The organism is Limibacter armeniacum, from assembly GCF_036880985.1.
Lineage (GTDB): Bacteria > Bacteroidota > Bacteroidia > Cytophagales > Flammeovirgaceae > Limibacter > Limibacter armeniacum.
Map to the genome: position 1 here is coordinate 855,523 of NZ_JBAJNO010000008.1, position 26,590 is coordinate 882,112.

Consider the following 26,590-nt stretch of genomic DNA (forward strand, 5'->3'; position numbering starts at 1 on the left):
TGAAGTGGAGAAAGTGTAGATTGTTATTTTATCGGATTATAAAGGGCTATTATCAGGGTTTAGCCAAAAAACATACATTAGTTAAGGATGAAGTGAAGCGACTTTATCAATCAGCGTAAAACTTTTGGGGAGGATGTTTGGCTACAAACATTAAGGAAATTAAATTCAGATAAGAATATTTCTAGATTGACCTTCAATTGACAACATTATATTTCTGCACATTTACTTGTATAACCTACTCAAGTGATAAACCTTTGAAAAAGTATAGAAGCTAACTCTTCCATACTGTACTTATCATATGTCTACTCTAACTCAAATCAAATTTGGAGGATATACTGGTGGGGTACTTTTGATCTATTTTCTGTCATACTTTGACCTTTTTGCCCAAAACCATTATTACAATACGGTTCAATATGGAGGAACCGCCTCTCTTATATCTGGAGCTGCTGTATCAGGTACTCCTGACAATGCTTCCATTTATTACAACCCTGCAGCGACTGCCATTCATCGTGTACAGGATCTCTCAATGAGTTCAAACCTGTATGGGATTACCTTGCTGAAGGTGTTTAACGGAGCTGGGTTGAATCAGGATTTCAATTCCAATAAAGTAAACCTGTTCCCTCAGTTGTTAGCGGGAAGAATACCATCTAAAAAATCGGACAGGCTTTTTATTGGTTATACACTATTGACTAGAAATGACAACGTTGTAGAGTTTAATGCCAGAAATAATATTTATAAGCCAAGCTCAGTAGATAATACACCTGATACATTGGCAGTGGCTGCATTTGACTGGGAAGAACAATTGACAGAGCAGTGGGGAGGACTGAATTTAAGTTATAGGTTAAACAGTAATTGGGCAATTGGAGGCACCTTCTTTCTCGCATACCGGCAGCATAAGTTTTCAAGTAGAAGTTTTGTCAGAATTGTCAACTTGTCAAATAGTATCACCATCGGGACAGGAGAATTGTTTCAGCGCTTTAGAAGCAATACCTTGGGGATGCTTTTGAAACTGGGTGTTCATTGGAAACAGGGACCTATCAGGTTAGGAGGAACCATTACTACTCCCAAACTGAACCTTGATACCTTTATAGACAAAGGGACTTTGGAGCGAGAGCTTTTGATACTGAACATCCATGAGTTTTTTGGGGCTAATGACATTATCCTGATAGATCGGCAGGAGAAGTTGAAAACGAGACACAAACAACCATGGGAAATTGCATTTGGGGCTGCCTATCAACTAAAGCGGACCGCCTTGTATTTCAGTGTCAATTATTATACAGCTGTGAGTATCTATACGTTGCTTGACCCTAAACCGCCAAGTGATATTGTGGAAGAGTTACTTTCCTCAACAGATTTTTTGTCAGTGAGGGATGGGGCTCGGTCAATTACCAATATCAGTGTAGGAGCGGAACATAGATATGGTAGTTTTACCTTGTTGGGAGGTTTCAGGACAAACCTGTCCAATTATTTGGATATCAGAAACCGTATTGGCAGTGAGATTGTGATAGCCCCTGGAGTCGGACGGTATAACCTGTATTATCTAACGGCAGGAGTTGGGTTCCAAAAAGGACACAATAGTGTACATATAGGAATAGATTATGGTTTTTCGAAGAAGAGTGTGGCGCCATTTGCGGATGACCTGACATCAATCAATAACTTTTTTGGCTTTCAAGAAAGTGAGGTAAGCCCTGAAGTAAAGTTGAATCAGATTAACCTGATTCTAAGCTTTACACATTACTTGAAAACAGGTGACTAAACAACAAAATACGGTTTTATAGGTTAACTTTTTGGATCAAAAAAATACATATGTGTCTCATAACTTTTGCTTTGGACAAACATCCCCGATACAAATTGGTTTTGGCTGCTAATCGGGATGAATTTTTTAATAGACCTACTCAACCGATGCATTTTTGGGAAGAGCATCCGGATCTTCTGGCAGGTAAAGACCTTCAGGCAGGTGGCACTTGGATGGGGTTTAATCAGCAAGGGAAGTTTGTTGCTATTACAAACTATCGTGATATGGCAAGTATCAAGGAAAGTGCACCTTCAAGAGGTCACCTTACTGCGGGATTTTTGCTCTCACCTTTCAGTGCTGCTGATTATATGACAGAAGTGGAAAGAGAGGGACACAAGTACAATGGTTTTAACCTTTTAACAGCTGATAGTAGTGGTTTTTATTATTACTCCAATTATGATGGAAGCCCGAAGCGGTTGTCGGAAGGTATCTATGGCTTGAGTAATCATCTACTGGATACTCCTTGGGTAAAGGTAACCAAGAGTAAAAGGCATCTGAATGAGCTGTTGGTTCAAGATATCATCACAACCGACCAGTTGCAATCCATGATGTTTGATATGGAAACCGTATCAGAAGATCAATTGCCTGATACAGGTATTGGTGCAGAATGGGAAAAGCTGTTGTCCTCCATGTTTATAAAGACGGACTTTGATTATGGCACAAGATGCTCATCCGCAGTGCTCATGGACTATGAAGGAAACCTCACTGTACAGGAGGTTACCTACAATAGTCAGCAAGAGGTATTAAGTGATAAGCATTATAGCCTAAAACTTGATCAGCCGTTTGGATCTGACTGTTACTAATTTTTTCGTAATACAGGACCTTCCAATATACTGCGGATTACATTTCTTTTTGATACATCGCCTGCTGTAAACCAATACATCAGGCGGTCTTCTTTACCCAAAAGTTGTAAGGTTATTTCGTCTATGGAATACCCTTCTTTTTTTAGACTAATTGTTCTCTCCTTGAGGTTCAACATAAAGTCCAGCTTGCGTTTCAAGGCTGTTTCCGCATCTTGAAAAGTAGGGCGGTGACAACAAAAAATCTTTTTCACCTTGAGTTTGCTAAGCTTTTGCACAGAATCAAGGCTTTGTAAAAAGTCTTCGTCTTTCCTGAAGTACTTCACCTTGTCTGCCAGAAAAGCATCTGCCGAAAAAAGCCACTGCTTCTCCGGTTCGTATAGAGCAACCTGATCAGTAGCATGCCCCGGAACATTAATTACCTGAAAATTATAACGGTTGGTTTTAACCTCACTTCCCAATTCTGAAGTGGAAGTAACAGGAGCAGGAGCCCAGACTACTTGCTGGTAGAAGTGGATACCAAAACCATTGGAAAGAATATGATTGGTAGCAGAAGAAGCCAAAACAGGGTACCCAGCTTTAGTCAGGGCAAGGGCATTGCCACTATGGTCTTCATGGTGGTGTGTAATTACTACTTGATTGACATTGGCAGCTGTAGCAAAGGATAACACCTCATTAGTAAAACATGATAGGCCTGAGTCTATAAGCAAGCCATCAACGGCATAGCACCTTACGTACATTATGGGTGAAATCACACCAAAAATTTTTTTGCCCATTCTAAGAGCCTGCACTTCATCGAATGTTTCAGTAGTAGTCATGTCGCTAATGGATTATTGAAAAAATAACATCGTTAAAGTACAAAAAAGCAAAAAGGATTTCCTCTTTAAGAAAGGAAATCCTTTTTGTATTGTTCATTTTCAGTTGACACTAAAACTTTATTTTCACGCCTGCATTGGCATACAGAGATCGAGATCGAGTGTCGGCAAATGTCTTGTTGATACCAAATTCGTAACCGGCATCAATGAAGAAGATAAATAGGTCCAAACCAGCACCTACGTTCATTCCCCAATCGGTCTCTTTAAAAGTGAAGTCGTGAAATACATTTTCCTCTTTGTTAGTTAGAAAAGTGGCTGAGGGACCTGCAAAAACTCGAAAATTAACGGGGGCATCAGCGTCAGCAAATCGCAGACCTACCAAAAGTGGTACTCTTATGCCCTTAAGATCAGGTTGAGCGATTACTTCACGAATGGAAAGTTCCCTATCAGTTTGGGTACTGACCAGCTCAGTTTTACGATTCACAAACTGGAAGCCTGGCTCAAAATAAACTTTGTTACCTATTGCGAGTGATGCACCTAGTTGTATGCCTGCTCTTGCATCAGATTCAAAAGTGCCTGGATCATCATTATAGCGGAATGCATTAATACCAATATGTGGTTTTAATTCTACCTGAGCCAATAGTGTTGCCGGCAATGTAAGAATTAGTGCAAGCAAAAAGATTGATAGTGAAAAGGATGTTTTATTCATGGTTTAGTTGGTTGGTGTAAAATCTGTTTACAGTCATAAGACATTGCTTAGCGCACATCAGACAATCAATTTTAGATTTTTATAACATTTTTTACATAAAAGCACTCAAGTAAGAAGTGTCTTGTTGTATTTCATGTTTAAAATTCTGCATTTCAGTCAATTGTCGGTTGATTGTGTTGTTGTGGGTGCGTGATTTTGCTTATGCTAAGGGGAAATAGGGACTACCATTTTTGAGCTAAAAAATGTATTATCGGACAGCAAAAAAAGCCCCCTCTAACTTTTTGAGGGAGGTAATATAACCAATCTGACTAGCAATATGGAGTGTAATGATCATCGTAATCACTCTATCTGTTAACCTGATAAACCTAATTAATGTACAACATGTAATGATTTAAGACTATGCTAAGTTTTTGGGAACAAAGACATTTTGTGGACTATGACTATTTGATAATTGGAGGAGGAATTGTGGGGCTTTCTACCGCAGCTTCTTTAGCCGAAAAGCAACCTGATAAAAAGATAGTACTGCTGGAAAGAGGGATTTTTCCGACAGGAGCCAGTACCAAGAATGCGGGCTTTGCTTGTTTTGGAAGTCTTACCGAACTACTGTCAGACCTTCAGTCCATGGAACGGGAAAGCGTTTTGGGGTTGGTGAATGACCGGTGGACAGGCTTGCGAAAGTTGAGGGACCGTCTGGGAGAAGAAGCTATAGGCTACCATTGCCATGGAGGTTATGAGCTTATTTCTGATAAACAAATGCCCGCCTTACAACATATTGAAGCTGTCAATAGTATGTTGTTGCCTATCTTCGGAGAGCCCGTATTTATACAGCGTAATGATTTGGTGAAAGCGTTTGGGTTTAACCGTGAGCAGACAAAGGCGTTGGTGTATAACCAGTTTGAGGGGCAGATTGACACTGGTAAAATGATGCGCTCACTATTGGGGTATGTTCAGTCCAAAAGTAATGTAACGCTTTTGACAGGCTGTGAGGTGAAAGATTTTGAAGATGATCGTAACAAGGTGAAAGTTCGTGTTTGTAATACAGTATCTGGCAGTGAGATCAGCTTCAGTGCTGATCAAGTAGCGGTATGTACAAATGCCTTTACGGAAACACTCTTGCCTGACTTGGAGATAGAGCCGGGTAGGGGACAGGTATTAGTTACCAAACCAATAGATGGATTGAAGTTTAAGGGAGTATTCCATATGGATGAAGGTTATTACTATTTCCGTAATTATGGTAATAGGGTAATTTTTGGAGGTGGACGAAATCAGGATTTTGAAGGGGAAGCAACAACAGAATTCAAAAATACAGATCACATCATCAATGTACTGAAAGAGAAGTTGGAGAAAATGATCTTGCCTGATCAGACATTTGAAGTCGAGCATCAATGGGCAGGTATTATGGCATTTGGACAAAGTAGACAACCGATTTGTCGAAGGGTTTCTCCAAAGGTTGTGGCTGGAGTTCGCCTTGGTGGAATGGGCGTGGCAATTGGCAGTAACCTTGGTGAGAGGTTAGCCCTGATGATGACAGAAGCTAATAGCTAACAAGTTTAGATTTTAAAGTATATCCCCAATTTTGTAAACAGCTGAACATCGTTTAAGCCTGTTACAAGGTTGGGGATTTACGTTTCTTAACAATGTCCCATTTTTCTTCACATTATTATAACCTTCCCGTTTCATCAATGTCTTTTCTGTTGTGCATTTTGCTCATACATCAATAACCTGATTATGAGAGTACTTTACGCAATACAAGGAACAGGAAACGGACATTTGAGCAGAGCGAGAGACATCGTACCTGCCTTGCAAAAATACTGCGAAGTAGATTTGCTTATAAGTGGCACTCAGGCAGAAGTACAGTTGCCTTTTGAAGTAAAATACCGATACAAGGGAATGAGCTTCGTCTTTGGTAAAGAAGGAGGTGTTGCGCTTTGGGAAACTGTCCGAATAACAAAACCCAAGCGGTTCCGCAATGAGATAGCCAGTTTGCCGATTCAGCAATACGATTTGGTTATCAACGATTTTGAACCAGTCTCTGCATGGGCTGCTTTCCTGAAAGGAGTGCCGTGTGTATCCCTAAGTCACCAATGTGCAGTGCTGTCTGAGAAAGCACCTAAACCAAAGAAAGGAGATAAGCTAGGTAAGTTTATTCTGGAAAACTATGCGCCAGTGCAGGAGCATTATGGTTTTCACTTTGATAAATATAGCGAAGGTATCTTTACGCCTGTTATACGAAAGGAAGTGAGAGAGCTGGAAGTAACCGATCAAGGGCATTATACTGTTTATTTGCCATCTTATGCTGACAAGAAGTTGTTAAAGCATTTGAGCAAGTTTGAGGAGATAAGGTGGGAGGTGTTTTCCAAGCACTGTCAGGAAGAACTGAAGGAAGGTAATATAACTATCAAGCCTATCAGTAATAAAGCCTTTATCGAGAGTATGGCAAGCAGCAAGGGAGTGTTGTGTGGAGCAGGGTTTGAAACACCTGCTGAAGCTTTGTATATGAAGAAAAAGCTGTTGGTTATTCCGATGAAGAATCAGTATGAGCAACAGTGTAATGCAGCTGCCCTCAAGAATATGGGAGTGCCTGTAATAAAGTCATTGAAGAAAAAACATTACGAGACAATTCAGTCTTGGTTGGAAAGCGCTCAGCTAGTAGAGGTGAACTACCCTGACAATGCTGAGGAAGCTGTAAAGATTTTGCTTGAAGATTTTCAAGCGCATATGCTATCGGATGCTTATGAATTTGCGGAAGAGCTAGATTACAGAAAAAACCTTATACCTCAAGTAATTGGGGCATAACTAGATTTTTCTGTTTTATTTCAATTCTCGTGATATCCGGAAAGGGTAGTGCTTTATAGTGCTGCTCTTTTTTTATATAAAAGACAAAAGACTTGAGACAAGCTATAGAAGTCTCAAGTCTTTTGTTAAAAGTCTTATATCTTAATAATACTTTCCTTCTTTCAGGTAGTTCTGAACATAATCAGTTACACCTTCTTCCAGCGTATGGAAAGGCTTGTCGTAACCGATTTTTCTCAGTTTATCCATATTAGCCTCTGTGAAGTACTGGTACTTGTCACGGATGTCTTCAGGAGTATCAATGAATGAGATGTTTTCAGCAACATCCAGTGCCTTGAAAGTGGCTCTTGTCAGATCCAGGAACGTACGTGCATTACCTGTTCCCAAGTTGTATAAACCAGAGTCCTTACGGTGATGAAGTAGGAACATCATTACATCCACTACATCTTTCACATAAACAAAGTCTCTTGTCTGCTCACCATCCTTGAACTCAGGATTGTGTGAACGGAACAGCTTCATGCCATCTGTTTTGGTAATTTGGTTGAAGGCATGCATAATCACAGAAGCCATTCTGCTTTTGTGATACTCATTGGGACCATATACGTTAAAGAACTTCAGCCCAGCCCAGAAGAATGGTTTTTTCTCCTGCTTCAATGCCCACTTGTCAAATTCATTCTTTGAAACGCCGTATGGGTTCAATGGCTGAAGCTTTTCTACCACTTCTTCATTGTCATCATAACCGAACTCACCCAAGCCATATGTAGCCGCTGAAGAAGCGTAAACCAATGGAATGTAGTACTTGCAGCAAGCTTCCCACATCTGCTTGGTGTAATCCAGATTCAGCTTGTTGAGCAATTCCATGTCAAACTCAGCTGTGTCGGTTCTAGCTCCAAGATGGAAGATAAACTCTACTTCCTCGTAGTTTTTGTCTAGCCACGCAAAGAAATCATCTCTGTGAACACGCTCTTGAATCTTTTTGCCTTCAAGGTTTTTGTTTTTTGCCTCGTTGGAAAAATCATCCACAGCGATGATGTAATTGAAGTTATCCTTGTTTAGTCGCTCAATCATGCAGCTGCCGATAAAGCCTGCCGCTCCTGTCACTACTATCATTGTTCGGAATTATGAATTATCTGATGAATAATAGATTTGTCATGCAAAAAGGACGTCTGCTTTGTATAGTCGCCTTATGCTTTCGGGGCGCAAGTTACTGAATTTTTTATTTAGGCGAGGTGCGATAAGTCAGGTCCTTTTATTAAATAGAAAATTGAACAATATTTGGCCTCGAATAGATTAATTCAATTAACACCCTAGTAACGGAACTTAGGCAAAGGGTGTTCAATTTTTTACCCAAATACATATCTTATATCTATGAACTATACCAAGAATATTTGGATACTTTTGTTGTTGCTTGCACCATTTTTTCAATCATGTTCTGATGACGACGGAGACGATCCACAGCCAATCAATGAGAAGTTGGTATCTTATGAAAAAGCCCAAGTGATTTCTGAAACGTTTGCAGAGCAGGCAGCTCAAATTGCTGGATATGGTGATTTCACGGAGTTTATTGAAAACGATACGGATGTTTATGCCATCATATACAAAACCACTTATCAGGGAAATGAGATTCAGGCTTCAGGGTTGGTGAGTGTGCCAAAACTGTCAGACCCTTCGCCATTGATTATGGTACATCGTGGAACGATCTTTTCAGATACGGAAACACCTTCAGAAAATCCGTTGTCACCATATGCTTTATTTGGGACTTTGGGCTACATTTCTTTTACGCCGGATTTAATTGGTTTTGGAGCATCAAAAGACGTTTTCCACCCTTATTTTGAATATGAACATACCGTAGATGCTTCATTGGATATGCTGGTGGCTGTAAAAGAGCTGCTTAATGAACTGGAAATCACTTATGACCCTACTCTATTTATTACAGGGTATTCTCAAGGAGGGTATTCTGCGATGGCTACATTAAAAGGAATGGAGGATTCTTCAGATGATTTTGGTGTTGAGATAGGAGGAGTAGCTGCTGGTGCAGGTGGATATGACATCAATAAGGTAATGGATGAAATTGTCATGGAAGATACTTATAGCTCACCGGGCTTTCTGACATTTGTAGTTCAGTCTTATCATGAAACCTACAATTGGGATACTCCTTATTCAGAATACTTCAATGAGCCATATGCACAGCGAATTGCAGGTGGTCTATTGGAGGGGGCCAATACACAAGAAGAAGTCAATGCGCAACTGAGTACAGAGTTGGATACCTTGTTTACTGCAGCTTTTTTAGCAGCTGTAAGGGAAGGTACAGAAGAGCAAGTTTCTGGAGCGATGGCTACTAACAGTGTAGCTGATTGGGCACCTCAATCGCCATTAAGACTTTATCACAGCCCCAATGATGAATCTGTTCCTTATGCCTCGTCAACTTTTACTTATGATTTGATGGTATCTAATGGAGCAGAAGATATAGATTTTAAGGAAATAGGTGGAGACAACCATGCTGATGCAGCTGCCTATATGTTATTGGAAGGCTACCTGTGGATTGAGAGTCGCAGGGCAGAGCTGATTCCATAAGACGTTGTAAGGTTTTAGCCATCATAACAAAGCCACCTTTGGTCATGAAAAGACGAAGGGTGGCTTTCTTTATTTGAACCACTTTATCAAATATTTTGTATTTCTGAATAGGAAATGCCCTCCCACCATTAATGACATACCTGTCTACTGAAGGCTGTTCTTATCTTATAACATGCTGTAATTCATATGAAATCACCCTTTAAAAGCCCATGTAATTGATCATTTCAAGATGATAAACATTATGTAAGGTTTGAAGTGTTTTATTTCTTAACAATGTACATAATGACTCTTTTGTGACACTTATTTAAGCACATGTAACACCACGTTAGACACGCATTTTTTATTGTCAAAGTGCCTCTTGTGCACATTTTAGACAATGTGTTGACCGAAAACATCTCCAATTGGTTATGAAAAAACATTACTATTTTCCTCGTGTAAGATTATGGCTCTTCTTTGCTATTATCCTGCATTTGATTTGTGCTCCTGCATGGGCACAGGATCGAACAGTGTCAGGTACTGTTACCGATGCCGAGTCAGGTACACCTTTGATAGGGGTCAGCATTGTAGTTGAGGATGCTGCCGAACAGAAAGGTGTGACTTCAGATATAGATGGTAAGTATAGGATTAACCTGTCTGAGGGAGAGAATGCCTTGAAGTTTTCATATATCGGCTATATATCACAGACTGTACTAGTGGATGGAAGGGAAGTGGTAGACGTTCAGATGGAAGTAGATGCTGAAGAGTTGGAAGAAGTAGTGGTGGTGGGATATGGTGTACAGAAGAAAAGTGACCTTACGGGGTCAGTGACTTCCATAAAGAGTGAAGACATTACGAAGTTGCCAGTGCCAAATGCTACCGAATCTTTACAGGGAAAAGTATCAGGTGTGCAAGTCGTACAGACCTCAGGAGCACCGGGAGCCACGCCTACTGTCAGGATTAGAGGTGTTGGTACAACAGGAGATGCAAGTCCCCTATACGTGGTGGATGGTATGTTGACCAATGATATTTCCTACTTGGCTCCAACAGATATCACTTCTATGGAAGTGTTGAAGGATGCGTCCGCAACAGCCATATACGGTTCGAGGGGTGCCAATGGAGTCATTATCATTACAACAAGGCGAGGAAAAAGTGGCAAGGCCCAGATCAGTTATGATGGCTATGCAGGTTTGCAGACAGTATATGAACGGATTGACATGGTCAATGCGAGTGAATATGCACAACTGGTAAACGAAATCAAGCTTAATTCGGGACAGCAACCTATTTATTCACAGGATCAGATCAACAATTTCGGGAAAGGAACGGATTGGTTTGATGAAGTCCTCCATACAGCCTTTATCCAAAATCACCAGCTTTCATTCAATGGAGGCTCTGAAAGGATGACTTACAGCATTAGTGCAGGGTACTTTTATCAGGATGGGGTTGTGGAGGAGTCTAGTTATGATCGGGTCAATTTTAGGGTAAACAACAACTATAAGTTAACCAGTCGGATTGATGTAGGGCACAATATAGCCTTCTCCTTTAGCGATACGGACAATGCCCCTGATAACATTATTCAAAACACCTATTGGTTTGCCCCGACGATTCCTCCAAGAACAAATGATTTCTATTCGCCTTCCAATACCAATATTGCCAATCCTGAAGCACAGATTGCTTTCACGAATAATGAAACGAAGGAACACAGGCTATTGGGAAATGTGTACATGGATATTGACTTGTGGAAGTACTTTACTTTCAGGTCTAACTTTGGTGTAGACGTGCTTTTTAGGGAGAATACAGACTTCGCCCCTCAATTTTTGGTTTCCAATCTCCAAAGGCAAGTTAGAAGCCGCATTATGAAAGAGTGGACAAACGAACGCTCTTGGCTATGGGAAAATACACTGACCTTTGCGAAAGACTGGGGAGATAACCATCGACTGACAGTTTTGGGAGGATATACCTCTCAGGAATTTAGAACAGAGAATCTGTCAGGTACTACTTCAGGGTTTCCATCTGACATACCACAGTCAATCGTGGATCAGGGAATTCCTTTTGAAAATATATTGCCGGAAGACCTTTGGTATTTGGATGCAGGTTTGAACACAGCAGATGCCCGTACGAATGCAAATACAGCAGAAGAATGGGCAATTATATCCTACCTGTTTAGAGTAAACTACACCTTTATGAATAGGTATTTGTTTACAGCGTCAGTTAGAACGGATGGTTCGTCTAGGTTTGGCGAAAATAACCGCTATGCAACCTTCCCTTCATTTGCACTTGGGTGGAGGGTTTCTGAAGAACCATTCTTTGGCTCTAAGGACATTGTCAGTAACCTAAAAATTAGGGGTAGCTGGGGACAGATAGGTAACGACAAGATTGGCGTCTATCGCTCTCAAGTAGCTGTAGCAGGTAACCTTAACTATGTATTTGGACCTAGTGAAGTGACGGAAGCAGGTTTGACCGTACGGGATATTGCCAACCCAGACCTGAAGTGGGAAACAACAGAGCAATGGAATGTGGGTTTTGAGTTGGGATTGTTTAAGGACAGGTTAAGTCTGGAAATGGACTACTACAGCAGGAATACCAAAGACCTGTTGGTTGAAGTGAACGTACCGTCCCAATTAGGGTTTGAAGGTAACCTTCCTACCAACTTGGGAGAAGTTCGAAACCGTGGTATTGACTTGAGCTTAAATTGGGAAGATGATATCAATGACAATTTCTCATACAACTTTGGAGTCGTACTGTCAACAGTAGACAACGAAGTGCTTGAACTTGGTGGAGCAGGTGAGATTGCTGAAGGTGCTGTTGGGGGGAATGTACCGAATACTGTAACCCTTACTAGAGTGGGAGGAGAGATCGGAGCCTTTTATGGGTATAAAACACAAGGTGTTTTTACAGACCAATCCCAAATTGATGAATTCAATGGGTTGGATGGCGATGCTTCAACACCTTATGATGCTCAGGCACAACCTGGTGATTTGATCTATCAGGATACCAATGGAGATGGACAAATCACTCCGGAAGATAGGGTGTTCATAGGCTCTCCAATTCCAGAACTGATTTTAGGAGTAAACTTCGGCTTTAATCTGGCAGGGTTTGATTTCTCAGCAAGCTTTAATGGTGAGTTTGGCAATGAAATCTATAACGCTAAGAAGCAGATCAGGACGGATGATGTGAACTTTGAAGATACATACCTTGCTCGTTGGCAACAACCAGGGGATGTCACCAATGAGCCAAGAGTGACCAACGGAGGGATCAACTATAATCGGGTATCAGATCGCTTTGTAGAGGATGCCAACTATTTCAGGCTTAGAAATGTTGTGTTGGGTTATACTTTCCCACAGGCGCTTACTGAAAGTATCAAGATAAGTAAGCTGAGGGTTTATGTGAGTGGTACCAATATCGTGACATTCACAGATTACTCTGGTTTTACCCCTGAAATCTCTGGTGATTCACCTTTGGACACAGGAATTGACAGAGGGGTATACCCTATTGCCGCAACCTACCTTTTTGGTGTCAATGTAACCTATTAGGGCATTGCACTGAATCTTCTCAAACTCATATCAAAGCATTTCAACAACTATGACACATAAAGGAATAAAGGGAATATTTTGGGCAATCTGTCTGCTTGTAGGCTGGAGTTGCTCAGATGATTTTCTCGATAAACGCATACAGGGAAGTATTTCAAATGAGAACTTCCTGCAAAGTGAAGGGGATGCCATTAGGGCTACCATTGCCATCTACAACGAATTGTATGAAATCTACGATTCAGATTGGCTGATAGGAGACATCGCATCGGACTTGGCAGACAAGGGCAGTAGTTCTGGTGATGACGGAGGTGGTTTTATTGAAGTAGATAACTTTCCTATTGGCGTAAACAATGGCAGACCAAGACAATGGTGGGAAGGAAATTACAGAGGAATAAACCGAGCCAATCAGGTTATAAACCGTGTTCCGGATATAGAGATGGATGAAGCAACACAATCCATGTTGCTAGGAGAAGCAAAGTTTCTTAGGGGACTGTTTTACTTTAACCTTGCCACAACATTCGGAGGTGTTCCTATCTATACAGAGCTTCCAGATAAGGACTTGCCTATACGTCCAAGAGCTTCACTGGAAGAAGTCTATGATGTAATAATCGGTGATCTGCGAGAGGCTGAAACGTTACTTCCTCCAGTAGGAGGCGAAGGTTATGAGCAGCCAAGGGCGTCCAGAGGTGCAGCACAAGCTATGCTAGCCAAAACTTATTTGTATATGCAAAACTATGACAGTGCAGCCTTTTATGCAGAGGAAGTAATCAACTCTGGAAATTATGCCTTGATAGATGATTATAAGGAAGTTTGGCGACAGGAATCAGAATTGGGTAGTGAATCTGTATTTTCTGTGGCACAGGCAGCGAACCCCGGAGAAAATACTTCCGGAAACTGGACCCTGTTTCAAGGGGTAAGAGGACGTTTCAATAAAGGGTTTGGGTTTAATAGCCCTTCGGAAGTTTTACAGGATGACTATGAGTCAGGTGATCCCCGTTTGGATGCAACTGTATTGTATATAGCTGAGACTGTACTGGATCGTAAACAGGAGATATCACCAGAAGATGCCGCTGCTGGTGATTTTGAAACCATACCACCTGCGGAGTTTGGGCTTTTTACATTCAACCAAAAAGCATATGTAGAAACAAAAGATAGGGTGCAGCTAAATGATTTCAGCCCAAAAAATATCCGGTTGATTCGATATGCAGATGTGTTGCTGATAGCCGCTGAAGCATTGAATGAAACAGGAAACAGTGGCGATGCCCTTGTTTATTTGAATCAGGTAAGAGAACGGGCACGTAACTCATCTCCATTAAGTGTGGATTTAGGAGTTGCCTTACAAAACCTGAATGATTCCATACGAAATGCATTAGGTACAGATGAAAGCTTAAATGGTGTAGTGGTCAGAAGGGTTTACAGTGGCAGTAATGCAGAGACGGCAGGCTTGAACAGCTTTGTCATGAACTACTTTGATGTCGGTATGGGAAGACAATTGTATGCAGAGAGTATAGATATCATCATGTCGGTCAATGGGCAATCGGTAAGCGATGTGGAGGATGTTTATAACCTGATAGATAGTGCAATGGTTGGCTCGACAGTCACTTTCACTGGAACTCGCTATATGCAGGATGCTAACCGTAATAATACAACAACAGGGGTTAGTGCATCGGTGACAGTCAATGAACTGCTTCCGGATATTGAAGGACTTTCAGGGACGGAATTGCGTGATGCTATCTGGCAAGAGAGGGTAGTGGAATTTGCTATGGAAGGTCATAGTTTTTGGGATGCTGTCAGAATGGACAATGTAGAAGCAGGTACATTGGAGCAGCGGATTGTCAATGAGCATGGGAAAACAAACTTTAACCCGCAACGGGATAGGTTATTGCCAATTCCTCAAACAGAAATAGACCGGACAGGTGGAGTATTGGAACAGAATCCAAACTATTAGCGAAAGTTGACTCAAAAAGTGAGCTTTTCACTTAAAAAGGTGTTTCATAAGGAACACCTTTTTGTTTTGTGAAATTTGAAATTGATGACAATACAAATTGGTGGTATTACTTGTTAGATCCTGATCAAATAGAAATGCAGGCAAGTAGCCGAACAGGTTGATTGAAGTAATTAAAATAGCATGTAAGAAAAGAACTGTTAATTACTTAAGACCTGAAATGGCTTATATGAGACAATTGGTGTTATTATATTGAAAAAGTGCTGAAATTATTGTTAAAAGTGCAAGCCCCGAAAGTATTATTACCAACATTTGTGAATGAATTTGTCAGTTAGCTGCCATGAAATCTAATTGTATATATCCTTTTGGGCTTGTAATAAATGGGGTGTAATAAAATCATATCAGTGAATACTTACCTCAAAATATAATGTCCATGATGGAAGAGTAGCATTCAGGCTGGCGAGGTAGTAGTCTCAACATGAACAGTAAAGTATGAAAGCGTCTTCTTCGTGGAGGTTTATAGTATTTTTCAACATTGTGGCAGGGATGTTACTGCTTACAGAATTGACATTTCGCTACTATGCAGATGAGATAGCAGGGGATTACCTGAAACAAACTTTTCAAAAACAGACCAAAGGGAAATACCAGCTTCAGTATGATGATTGGACAGTCGGGTTGTTGGGAGGTAATACCTCTTTTGAAAACCTTCAAATCACTCCTGTTGATACCCTTATGAAGGAAACTAAGGCATTTATAAAGTTTAAGAAAGTAGCACTGAATGGACTGTCTTATTACACATTGATCACCAAAAAAGGGGAGCTTTTCAATTCTTTGAAAATTACAAAAGGATGGGCTTCGGTCTTTTCCAATAAGCAACTGAAGTCTGATACAGCCAAACGCTTTCAGGTGCCAGCTAAGTTGCAGCAAATGGAACTAGGTAAAATTGAAGTAGACTCTGTGCAGGTAAGAACATACCAACAGGATTCGACTGGTAAAAAGCTGTTGGCGCAAGCAATTGTAAACGTCTCTTTACAGGACATAGCCTATCATAATGAGGAAGGGAAGTTGGTGCCATTTCTTGCGAAAGGAGTGGAGATGAAAGCTAATGATATCATGCTGTATGATTTTTCAGATGCTTATACCCTTTCTGTAGACTCTATAGGCATTTCCACCCATGACTCAACACTTTGGGTAAATGCATTTGCACTGAAGCCGATTTATGGAGAACAGGAGCATTCGGCCCGAAAAGGGATTTCAAAAGATAGAATTGATTTGGAGTTAGGGGCTGTTCGTGGCCATGGTGTAGAAGTCGACAGTATGCTGTATGGTCATTATATGCTCAGAAGGCTTGAGCTGGATTCTGTCAACCTTCAAGTTTTTAAAAACAAGCAGTTTCCTGTTAATGGAAAGTTTAAGAAGCTTCCTCAGCAGTTATTGCGTGAGCTTAAAAGTAAGGTCAGAATAGATACCCTGCAGGTTAGAGATACTTATGCAGCATATGAGGAATTAACCAAGAATAGCAGTATTGCTGGGAAAGTATTTTTTACAAATCTCCAATTAACGGCTACCAATGTGAGTAATATTGAAGCCAATAACCCTGTCATTCAGTTGGATGCAAAGACAAGGCTAATGGGTGAGGGGACTTGTGATATTCATATCCAAATGCCTGTCTATAATCCTGAAAACCGCTTTGAGGTAAAAGGGACTTTAGGGAGTATGGACCTTAAAACCTTGAATCGGGCACTTAATCCATTGGCTATGATGGAAGTGGAGATGGGTAGCCTGCATAAAATGGATTTTGGTTTCAGTGCCGTGGAGACGGTATCCAATGGTTGGATGGACATACAGTATGAAAACCTGAAGGTGAAACTGCTACGGAAAAAGGATAAGGACACCAATAAGTTCCTTACAAAGATTGCAAACATCTTTGTCAAAAAAGACAAGGAAGAGTCTAAGCACAGTAAGATCAAATTCAAAAGAGATCAATCAAAATCGTTTTTGAACTATTGCTGGAAGAGTATTTTATCAGGGATTAAGGATGCTTCAGTAGCGGATTTGAATTGAGTAACTTTAGCTTAGATAAATGTTGACAATTAAGTTAAAAAGGTAAGACAAAAGCATTCACTTACATTAACAGGGTACATGCTGATTGCACACGTAACGAATTAGGATTAATAATACTAATGCAGTAATTTAAAATAAATACATAACCCAAATAAAATGTGTTTTGATAAAATGGGGCTTGCTAACAATGTACTGAGATAATGTAATAAATACTGATTTAAGGTAAATTGTTAGCACTATTCATTTTATAAAACATAAATAATAACCCAATAAAGCACATATGCTTTACATATGTCATTCCCATACAACGCTATTCATTTCAAGTAGATACTCATTGTCTTAAAAATATAAATATTATGAGAATGTAGTATGTTCAATATAATTGCATATCTATCTCATTTTGTTCTAGCCAATAACTTATCTGGCTGTAAAACCCATTAAGCTTAACAGTATACTTTTTATGCCATAAACAGAGACTATATCTGTGGCAGCTTACAAGGCTATAATTCTGAACCAAAGAACACACGCCAGCTATGCACCAACTTTCTACGATACATTTTAGGACATTGATTTTTAATGTCTGTCTCTTTATATCAATACCCACTATCGGGCAAACTATCACTGGTAAAGTGATGGAGTTGAAATCAAAGAATGGTTTGGAGGGAGCATTTATTTCTGTTCCTGCTTATGGTTTGATGACAGTTTCAGAGACTGATGGATCTTTCAGTTTAGAGCTGGAAGGTAAACCAGTAAGTGAAGTGATCGTATCTATGCTAGGCTATGATAAAATGAGCATGGTATTGTCAGGAAATAATCCATTGGAGGTTTATTTAAAACCACTGGATACTACTTTGGAAGAAGTGGAAATAGTGGAAGATGCAGGACTGTATAATATCAAAACACTTCAGTCTGTTACGATTTCTGCTGAGGAGTTATCTAAAATTCCCACTTTCCTAGGGGAAGTAGATGTAGTGAAAAACCTGAAGATGCAGGCAGGGATCGGAGGTACTACAGAGATGGATGGAGGATATTACGTAAGGGGTAGTAGTTATACTCATAACACAGTATTAATTGACGGAATGCCGCTTTTCAATTTAAGCCACCTGATGGGGGTTTCGAGTATGATTCAGGGAGATATTATCGATGAAGTGAGCATGTATAAAAGTGCTTATCCGGTAGAATACAATGGAGCATTGGCTTCGTATCTGGTAGTCAATACAAAAGCTGGCAATACAGAGAGACATAAAGTAAAGTCAGGTATTGGGTTACTATCCTCTTCAATGAAATTGGATGGGCCAATTGTCAAAGGGAAGTCTTCTTATTCCTTGGCTCTAAGGAAGAACTATTATGATGTGGTTACAAGCCTTTATGATGAAATAAATAAAGGTAAAGAGGATTACTCTCCCATTCCATTATATACTTTTTGGGATGGCAGTTTGAGATTGGATACAGAACTGAAAGGTGGACATCACTTGTCTTTGACGGGGTTTCATTCTTCCGATATCCTTATTCGTGATAGAGAAGATCGCCAGTTTGTTTTAAAATCAGGATGGAAAAACCATTTGGCATCATTGAATTGGTCCTATCGTGATGATGCAGGGGTCAACTATCAGGCTGTAGCAGGGGTGTCATCCTTCAATTATACCTCCTACCTGAATTATGGAACAAAAGAGACTGGGAACAATGGCGTGTTGCAATGGCATTTCCGTTATCAGGCAGACGGATGGTTAGGAGAGAAGTGGCATCTGATGGTAGGAAATTCACTCTCATGGCTGAATTTTGATATAAAGAACCATGTCATTACTACAGATGGAGAGACTATAAGGTACCAACGTCAACAGACTGCACCCAGCCAATTGGCAGCATTTGCTGATATCAACTACCATGTAAATAGTGACCTTAAAGTTAGGTTGGCTAATAGGGTTGATATCTTTGTCAATGGCAAAACAAGAACTGAGTTTTCACCGGGTGTCGATATGACTTACAAGAAGAAGAAGTGGACATATGACATGGGAATATCAAGGTCAGTACAATTTCACCACATGTTGTCTGTTTTGGGATTTTCATTGCCAGCAGATGTGATGTATCCTGCCAATGAAGTAATAAAGCCACAGTCTGCTTGGCAAGCATCGACAGGCTTGAAAAGGGAGCTAGGCAAAGGTATATCCATAAAAGGAGCTACATTTTACAAATGGCTGTATAACCTTTCAGAACTAAAGGATGGAGCCAATGTGTCAACAGAAACAGCAGAAGAGGTATTGCTTTTTGGAAATGGAAATGCCTACGGAGCTGAAGCAACACTAAGTAAAGAGGACGGGAAGTTTACAGGTGAACTAAACTATACCTATACCCGAATTAGGCAGCAGTTTGAAGATATCAATAATGGTAATTCCTATTCTCCTTATTATGACATCCCTCACCGATTTAATATCAACGTTCACTATCAGTTCACCGAGAAGCTGAGTGTCATGTCAGCATGGGCTTACAGTTCTGGAGCATTAATGACTGTTCCAGTTTCCTTGGTAGCGTATCAGGGAACTCATGGGTCAGGTTTTAATGGACCCGTGCCTATCTATGATAGCCGTAACAATTTCAGAATGCCTGAGAACCACCGACTTGATTTCGGTCTTGAGTATTGGTGGTCAGGTAAATATGGTAAATCAACAATATCATTCGGTGTTTTTAATGCTTATAACAGGGCAAATCCATTTTATGTGTATTTTGATGGGAAAGAGAATGAAAACGGATCAGTTGATATAGTAGCTAAAAAGAAATCATTGATGCCACTGATGCCTTCTATCGGTTATTCATTTGAGTTGTATTGAGTTTTAATATTTCAGCAGAATAAATATTCTTGAGTATGAAGCTATCTTACTATCTTCTGTTTTATTGTTTCATTTTTTTGTTCAGTTGTATGCCTGATGAAATCATCAATGTTGATATTCCTCAAGGTAAGAAGGAGATAATGGTTGAAGCTTATATTGAATCAGATAAGCCTATCAAGATGTTGGTGACAGAGAATAACCTATTGAGTGAGGCACTTTACCCTGTGCTAATTAGCAATGCACAGGTAAAAGTTTATTCAGATACAGCATCAGTGTTGCTTGAAAATACAAGAGATGAGTATGTGGAAGGGAAAGCTTATTTTAATTACCAATATGGCGAAGCAATTGGCTTCAAGGAAGGAGAAGTAATCCATTTGGATATGATCACTCCAGATGGACAGCAAATTACAGCATCAGCTCCTGTCATGTCTAAGTCTGTTATCGGAGAAATAGAGGTGGCTGAAAGATTATTTTCAGTAAAAACAAAAGCTGATAGTGTACCTGAAAATCGATATTTTGCTCTAGAAGGAACGCTGTATGCAGAACCTGAAAACCATTACTTCAGAGAAATATTTGATTTTTCGGTTCAAGAAAATGAAATCGTGACATTAACAATAGGTCATGATGTAAAGATAGATTCAGCAAGAGTTTCATTGATGCATATTTCTAAGGAGCTGTATGACTTTCAGCGTTCAGCTAGGCAGGCATATTCAGCTAATATTGATAATTTTACACAGCCAGCAAGTGTTAAAGGTAATGTAAATGGTAGCTTAGGCATATTTACACATTATACAAAGTATGATTCCATGTATCGAGTAAGTTCATTGGACACGCCTTAATCCATTGGAATACATAGCTTGAAATATATTCAATAGCCACCTCATTTGGGGTGGCTTTTTTTCTCTGTTTTTGTCATTAGAACTGAGTCATTCTATCATTTTTTTGGATCTTTGTATGCTGAAAGTAGAATGAACCGTCATGAACATTTTAAAACAGCATACTCGTCTACTAAGGATAGCAGTAATAGTAAGTGGACTTCTGATGACCATCAAGTTTACAGCTTACTTTATGACTGCATCCAACTCAATTCTTTCTGATGCATTTGAATCTATAGTCAATGTTGTGGCAAGTGCTTTTGCTTTGTACAGTATTATGTATGCAGCAAAACCTAAAGATGAGGATCATCCTTATGGACATGGCAAAATTGAGTCCGTAGCTGCTTCACTGGAGGGGATGTTGGTACTGATGGCAGGGTTAGGCATCATTTTTAAAGCAGCCCATGATTACTTTTTTGGATATGAGATAGGGAAGTTGGATACAGGTATTGTTTTAATGGTGGTGACTGCTGTAGTGAACTTTGTATTAGGAAGAATATTGATAAAAACTGGACGAGAGCATCATTCAGTTTTACTGGTGGCGGATGGTAAGCATTTGGTGGCAGATACATACTCTACTAGTGGAATAGTAGTGGGGTTGATAATCATGTACTATACAGGGTTTTCATGGTTGGACTCCCTGATTGCTTTTGGAGTAGGTTGTGTGGTTGCGTACTCAGGTTTCAGGGTCGTAAAAGAAGCTCTTTCAGGTATTATGGATGAAGCGGACTATAAGCTTCTTAGAAAAGTAGTCAAGATTCTGGAAAAGAACAGGAAACAAAATTGGATTGACACTCATAACTTGCGGATCATCAAGTATGGTCGGATGCTACATTTAGACCTGCATATGACAATGCCCTATTTTTTGACTGTAGAGCAGAGCCATGATGAGGTAAAAGCAGTAGAAGAGTTAGTGGATGCTCAGTTTCATGACGAGGTAGAGGTTTTTATACATGTAGATCCTTGTATACCTATAGAAACCTGTGGTTTGTGTATGAAGGATGCGTGTCCTTTTAGGGACCATCGTTTTGAAAAGAAGGTCATATGGGATTTGCACAATGTACTTAAAGATGAAAGGCATACGGTTTAAATAGGTTTTACGCTTTTTTCTTTCCATTCAGAGTAAACCTGATTCCTCCCTGAAATCCCCACCAGCAACTAACCAACCTTTGGTCATTATCTACCTTTTGGTAAAAAGGATGGTGGGGTTGTGATGATGTGAGGTTTTGCCCTTCTTCAAGCATTTTACTGATCTGTCCATTGATGGAACCTCCTCCAAAAATGGTTATTGTGGGTATAATGTCGATAGTTAGGTTGGAAGTTAGAGAACCTAGAAAGTTCATATACTTAAACCAGTCATCACCTTCCTGTACATAATGGAGTGTGCCGTCAAAATTAAGTCCAATCCATTTCCATATTTTAGGAGCTGTACCGATACCGTACCCAGCCATGACAGTCAGTGAGTCAGCTACCTGTCCACCGATTGAAATGATGTTATAGAACTTTCGAAGACCTGTTTTGTAATTCAGCGTAATATTGGTTCTCTCTTTTACATTTATATCTATCACCTGATAGCCATTCTTAACAAAGCTAAGTAATCCTATTGGAGCACCATTCTTCACATGTGTAGAGACATTGACCAATCCTGCTTGCACACCTGAAAGTGTATCAGCAACATTGACCAATCCAATTTGTAGACCTTGCATTTCTTTATCTACATCATTGGCAATGAGAGATAACTGCATGCCGTCATAATTTTGATAGGCTTTATTGATAATAAGGTTTGTCTGAATACCATTGAAGTCCCCTTTCGCAGCATTTCTGATTAAACTTGTTTGCCATCCAAATGAGGATACATGCGTTTTATTGGCTACCAATGACAATTGTAGCCCATCAAAAGCCCCTTTTGCTACATTCTTCCAAGTAGTGACTTGAGCTCCGGTGAATTGTTTTTTGGCAGTGGTATTAGTGATGCCTGCCAATTGAAATCCGCAACCTCCTTCGGTCAGGATATTATTGATACCAGCCAGTTGTACACCTTTCAGCCTTCCTGTGACAATATTTGTAATCCCCGCCAACTGTAATCCACTCATCTGTTGGTTCGCAATATTAAGAGCTCCAGCAATTTGTAATCCACCTACAGTATAGCGGCTTAGGTTGAAAGCTCCAGCAATCTGTCCACCGGAAACGCTGCCTCCCACAATATTGGCAGCTCCAGCAATTTGTCCACCTTTTACATTATAGCGTTCAAAATTAAGTACCGTGCCTACCTCAAAGCCTTCCAGTCCAGCTGCATACCCTGCAAAAATATTGAGTGAAAGGGTGTTGATACTTCGGCTGTTTTGGTAAAAGCTACTACCAACCATAGGTACAAGGCTTACTTGACCAAAACTATGAATCAGGCTTTCAGCAGCTTTGTCAACATTTGCAATGGCATTTTCAGGTACAAAGAGCTGTACCATCTTTAATTGATCCAATGGAGCTGTAGCCAGAGGTGTAGTAAGCTCCAAGGCCTTTGGTATATCAGGCTTGACTGTGATTGGTGCCTCAGGTAAGGGAGCAGGGGTAAGCTTGATATTGAGGCTTTGATCATCTTTTACTTTGACTTTTACTTGTTTGGTGTTGTAAATCTCCTCTCTAAAGGAGAGTGTCAAATTGATGTTGGGGTTGTCAATTTGAAATGAAAAAGTCCCATCAGTATCTGTAGTGGTTTGTAAACCTAAACCTCCAATAGAAACTAGTACTCCTTGAACAGGTGTATCCGTTTCAGCATCACTGACAACTCCAGAAATTTGATGCTGTACTTTTCGCTCTTTTCTTTCTGGTAGCTCTACCTTTTTTCTGTAAAAAATTATTTGAGATCCAATTGGTTTATAGGCAATGCCATCAGGACCAAAAGTGCGGTTCAGGATGCTGTCAATAGCTTCATCCTTTGCCATTACAGTATAGCGTTTGTTTTTAGGGAAAAGCTGCGTATTGTAGGTGAAATCAAAATCCCCTTCTTTCCCTAGCTTAGCTAATACTTGGTCAACGGTTTCTTCTTGGATTGAAACGCTGATTTTTCTTTCTGTAATTGACTGCTGAGCTTGTAAAGGCAGACCAATGAACAGTGTAATGATGTATATAAATAGTATTGTTTGCCAGTTACAAATGACAAAAGATTGTTTGTTAATAGTCATTGATTGTTGGGTAAGTAAAATTCAAGCACACATCATTCTTCACATGATCCGTTGACAAAGTACACAATTCCTTTCTTTTCAATAGTAATGCCCATTGCCAACTCAATAGCGGTAATCATTTCTTTCAGCGTGCCTGGAGTCTGAACCGACATGGTTAAGGTACAATTATCTAGATCAGTGTTCTCAATTACAAAGCTGACATCATAAGCCAACGAGAGGTCTTCCAATACAAAAGGAAGTGGCGTAGCATCGAACTGGAAAGTTTTGGTTTTCCATGCCATTTTATTGGCTGTTTTAGGAGTTTCCTTGATAAACTTTTTCTTGTCAGCTAGAAAAACACCAATGTCTCCTTTTTCAAGTTCGATTTGTTTTTGCTTCGCATTGGTTTTTTCTTTTGCAATCAATGCAACCTTGCCACTTGTTACATAGACTTCCACTTCCCTGTTTTCAGGGTTTGAATGAATATTGAATGAAGTACCCAACACTTTGACCTGTGTTTCCGTCATGTCCACAATAAAAGGGGATGCAGGATCTCTTTTTACATCAAAGAAGGCTTGCCCCTCCAGCCTGACTAGACGATCTGCTCCTGAAAACTCCTGTGGATATTCCAGTAAACTCCCTTTGTTAAGTGTTACATGTGTGCCATCAGGTAAGGTAATTTCCTCTACCTTCTTGGCTGAGACTTTCATCATTTCGATGGTTGTATCCTGAGTGAAGATCAATAATGCGGCACTCAAGCCTATTACAATTGTGGCAGCAACCCACCACAAATGTTGTGTCCAAGAGACAGATTTAGTCTTTGAAACTTCTTTAGGTCTGATCTTTTCCCATGCTTTATCAGTATTACTGACTACCTGCTTACCCAATCGGTATTCCAATGAGGCAAGTTGCCACACAGTTTCAAACTCATGGAAATACTTTTCATTTTCAGGATCATCTTTTCGCCACTTTTCAAGCTGGACCTTTTCTTCCTCAGAGGCTTCACCTGTCAGGTAACGGCTGATGAAAATATCGATATCTTGTGTATTCATATTGGTACCGGTTCTATAGATAGATAGTTGAAAGTGGTTATACCCTTATCTTCTCCAAAATAATTCAAGAAGTACTTCCATTCCGAGCAGCACAATAGGAAGGTATTCAACCAGCTCTTCCCTTAATACCTTTAGTGCTTTGCTCATCTGTACTTCAACCGTTTTGATTGATAAACCAAGCTCTTCGGCTATCTCTTTGTATTTCTTTCCTTCCTGTCGACTCATCCTGAAGATTTTTTGTCGCTGTACAGGTAATGATTCTATGCATTGCTCAATCTTTTGACTTAGTTCCAGCTCTACCATTGGATCCATGTCACTTAAGGTATCAGCATGTTTTAGTACTTCTTGTTGGTGCCTGTTGCGAACCTCTAGGTGTTTCAACTGCCGGAGACAGTTGTTGCGTACAGCGCCAAATAAGTACCCTTTGAGATTGCTGCTAATGGTCAGTTCTTCCCTTTTTTCCCAAAGTGTACAGAACAAATCCTGTACAGTTTCTTCCGCCGCTTCCATATTACCAAGGTAGCGTACAGCATACTTGCACAAGGGTTCATAATACTCCTTGAAAAGTAATTCATAGACTTTTACGTCCCCATTACGGAATCGGTCGAGTAGCGATATATCAGTTTGGTTGATCATAAAGAATGTACACTAATCGAATTTTTTCACTCAGAAAATCAGTCAATTATCGTGTGATTCAGATTTTTTTAAAAAATGGGTAAGGGTAAAACCCCTTTTAGTATTCCTGTATGTGTAAAGGGTAAAAACTGTTTTCAAAAATGACATTAACATTTTAACCAAACAATATTTTTGCAATGAAAAGATTCTTAATATCACTGTCATTACTTTTTATTTTCACATTGGGAGCCGCTTGGGCTCAGCAGGATTCAACTAAAAATTATCGTGTAGCACAGGCAACTATTTTGCCACCTTTGTCTACTGATAATTTGCTCGATTTGGATCCCTTGACGACAACACATTCGTATTCTTTCAATATGTTTTTTGGAAAAACGGGAGGTTTGAAAGGAATGGAATTAGGGGGCGTGGGAAATGTGATTTTAGGAAAAACAGAAGGTGTTCAATTTGCAGGGGTATTTAACTATACAGGAAATGAATTGAAAGGGGCGCAGTTAGCAGGAGGTGTTAACATTCTAAATGCAGAGGGGAAAGGCGCCCAGATAGGAGGTGTCAATGTAGCCAGAGAGGAGCTAAATGGTATTCAAATAGGGGTGGTTAACCATGGGACAACAGTTAAAGGAGTTCAGTTTGGGTTGATTAATATTGCGGATTCCATTAAAGGTGCTCCAATAGGGCTACTTAGTTTTATAAAAAGTGGGTATAATGCTTTTGAAGTTGGTAGTACGGAAGTTTTTTCAGGAGAAGTAACTTACCGATTGGGCGCTGATGGGTTTTATAATTTATTCTCTTTAGGGTTTAAGAGTGAGGATGGTTATGACCGCTATGGTGTGGGGTATGGATTTGGAACGCAATTTCGAATGGGTAAAAAGAATAAAATTTTTCTGGAAGGAATGGCTTACCAAATCAATGAAGATGAAGTTTGGACAGATGATCTGAACTTACTTTCAAGGCTTAATCTAGGTGTTGATATTCGAGTTTTCCCTTGGATGTCTATAGCTCAGCCCCTCCTTGAATGTATTTGTTTCTCATCTATATGCTGATGA

At 40.0% G+C, this 26,590-nt stretch carries 18 protein-coding genes; 12 read left to right on the forward strand and 6 right to left on the reverse strand.

The features are described from left to right. The first annotated feature begins 298 nt into the window (after nucleotides 1–298). Entirely contained in the window at nucleotides 299–1,756 is a 1,458-nt protein-coding gene (locus V6R21_RS09405; protein WP_334243055.1) for a hypothetical protein, read from the forward strand. Between the two features lie 50 nt (nucleotides 1,757–1,806). Then, a complete protein-coding gene (locus V6R21_RS09410; RefSeq protein ID WP_334243057.1) occupies nucleotides 1,807–2,598 on the forward strand; it encodes an NRDE family protein in 792 nt (263 codons plus the stop codon). On the opposite strand, the gene V6R21_RS09415 is transcribed toward V6R21_RS09410, so the two are convergent. Both V6R21_RS09415 and V6R21_RS09420 read right to left on the reverse strand, forming a co-directional pair. Beyond that, the gene (locus V6R21_RS09415; RefSeq protein WP_334243058.1) at nucleotides 2,595–3,413 is read right to left on the reverse strand and encodes an MBL fold metallo-hydrolase; all 819 of its coding nucleotides are present in this window, start codon (nucleotides 3,411–3,413) and stop codon (nucleotides 2,595–2,597) included. The two genes, V6R21_RS09410 and V6R21_RS09415, sit on opposite strands and share 4 nt — an antisense overlap. Before the next feature lie 109 nt (nucleotides 3,414–3,522). Further along, nucleotides 3,523–4,119 (reverse strand): porin family protein, encoded by a 597-nt coding sequence (locus tag V6R21_RS09420; protein ID WP_334243060.1) that lies wholly within the window; start codon nucleotides 4,117–4,119, stop codon nucleotides 3,523–3,525. 399 nt (nucleotides 4,120–4,518) lie between these two features. Between V6R21_RS09420 and V6R21_RS09425 the strand changes: the two genes are divergently transcribed. Then, complete coding sequence (locus V6R21_RS09425; RefSeq protein WP_334243062.1) at nucleotides 4,519–5,664, forward strand: NAD(P)/FAD-dependent oxidoreductase; 1,146 nt, start codon at nucleotides 4,519–4,521, stop codon at nucleotides 5,662–5,664. Nucleotides 5,665–5,847: 183 nt separating this feature from the next. After that, complete coding sequence (locus tag V6R21_RS09430) at nucleotides 5,848–6,915, forward strand: glycosyltransferase family protein (RefSeq protein ID WP_334243065.1); 1,068 nt, start codon at nucleotides 5,848–5,850, stop codon at nucleotides 6,913–6,915. A gap of 141 nt (nucleotides 6,916–7,056) precedes the next feature. On the opposite strand, the gene rfaD is transcribed toward V6R21_RS09430, so the two are convergent. Beyond that, entirely contained in the window at nucleotides 7,057–8,022 is a 966-nt protein-coding gene (gene rfaD, locus V6R21_RS09435; RefSeq protein ID WP_334243067.1) for an ADP-glyceromanno-heptose 6-epimerase, read from the reverse strand. Between the two features lie 258 nt (nucleotides 8,023–8,280). Between rfaD and V6R21_RS09440 the strand changes: the two genes are divergently transcribed. The 7 genes from V6R21_RS09440 to V6R21_RS09470 all read left to right on the forward strand — a co-directional run bounded on the left by V6R21_RS09440 (nucleotide 8,281) and on the right by V6R21_RS09470 (nucleotide 21,791). Next, nucleotides 8,281–9,486 (forward strand): alpha/beta hydrolase family protein, encoded by a 1,206-nt coding sequence (locus tag V6R21_RS09440; RefSeq protein WP_334243068.1) that lies wholly within the window; start codon nucleotides 8,281–8,283, stop codon nucleotides 9,484–9,486. Nucleotides 9,487–9,893: 407 nt separating this feature from the next. Further along, the gene (locus V6R21_RS09445; RefSeq protein WP_334243070.1) at nucleotides 9,894–12,995 is read left to right on the forward strand and encodes a SusC/RagA family TonB-linked outer membrane protein; all 3,102 of its coding nucleotides are present in this window, start codon (nucleotides 9,894–9,896) and stop codon (nucleotides 12,993–12,995) included. Nucleotides 12,996–13,044: 49 nt separating this feature from the next. Then, the gene (locus V6R21_RS09450) at nucleotides 13,045–14,940 is read left to right on the forward strand and encodes a RagB/SusD family nutrient uptake outer membrane protein (protein ID WP_334243072.1); all 1,896 of its coding nucleotides are present in this window, start codon (nucleotides 13,045–13,047) and stop codon (nucleotides 14,938–14,940) included. Nucleotides 14,941–15,429: 489 nt separating this feature from the next. Beyond that, on the forward strand, nucleotides 15,430–17,001 hold the full coding sequence (locus V6R21_RS09455; protein WP_334243074.1) for a hypothetical protein: 1,572 nt from the start codon (nucleotides 15,430–15,432) through the stop codon (nucleotides 16,999–17,001). Nucleotides 17,002–17,534: 533 nt separating this feature from the next. Continuing rightward, nucleotides 17,535–19,826: a TonB-dependent receptor gene (locus V6R21_RS09460; protein WP_334243076.1), complete on the forward strand. Its 2,292-nt coding sequence runs from the start codon at nucleotides 17,535–17,537 to the stop codon at nucleotides 19,824–19,826. A gap of 89 nt (nucleotides 19,827–19,915) precedes the next feature. Next, nucleotides 19,916–20,665 carry a DUF4249 family protein gene (locus V6R21_RS09465; protein WP_334243078.1) on the forward strand — a complete coding sequence of 250 codons (750 nt, stop codon included), beginning with the start codon at nucleotides 19,916–19,918 and terminating at the stop codon, nucleotides 20,663–20,665. Nucleotides 20,666–20,804: 139 nt separating this feature from the next. Then, nucleotides 20,805–21,791: a cation diffusion facilitator family transporter gene (locus V6R21_RS09470; RefSeq protein WP_334243079.1), complete on the forward strand. Its 987-nt coding sequence runs from the start codon at nucleotides 20,805–20,807 to the stop codon at nucleotides 21,789–21,791. Nucleotides 21,792–21,798: 7 nt separating this feature from the next. Here the strand turns inward: V6R21_RS09470 and V6R21_RS09475 are convergent, their stop codons facing one another. From V6R21_RS09475 to V6R21_RS09485, 3 genes are read right to left on the reverse strand one after another with little or no spacing between them, the layout of a single operon-like run. Further along, the gene (locus V6R21_RS09475) at nucleotides 21,799–23,880 is read right to left on the reverse strand and encodes a carboxypeptidase-like regulatory domain-containing protein (protein WP_334243082.1); all 2,082 of its coding nucleotides are present in this window, start codon (nucleotides 23,878–23,880) and stop codon (nucleotides 21,799–21,801) included. A gap of 32 nt (nucleotides 23,881–23,912) precedes the next feature. Next, entirely contained in the window at nucleotides 23,913–24,911 is a 999-nt protein-coding gene (locus V6R21_RS09480; protein ID WP_334243084.1) for a FecR domain-containing protein, read from the reverse strand. Between the two features lie 45 nt (nucleotides 24,912–24,956). Further along, on the reverse strand, nucleotides 24,957–25,547 hold the full coding sequence (locus V6R21_RS09485; protein WP_334243086.1) for an RNA polymerase sigma-70 factor: 591 nt from the start codon (nucleotides 25,545–25,547) through the stop codon (nucleotides 24,957–24,959). 176 nt (nucleotides 25,548–25,723) lie between these two features. Here V6R21_RS09485 and V6R21_RS09490 point away from each other — a divergent pair, with 176 nt between their 5' ends. Then, on the forward strand, nucleotides 25,724–26,587 hold the full coding sequence (locus V6R21_RS09490) for an LA_2272 family surface repeat-containing protein (protein ID WP_334243090.1): 864 nt from the start codon (nucleotides 25,724–25,726) through the stop codon (nucleotides 26,585–26,587). Nucleotides 26,588–26,590: the final 3 nt, after the last annotated feature.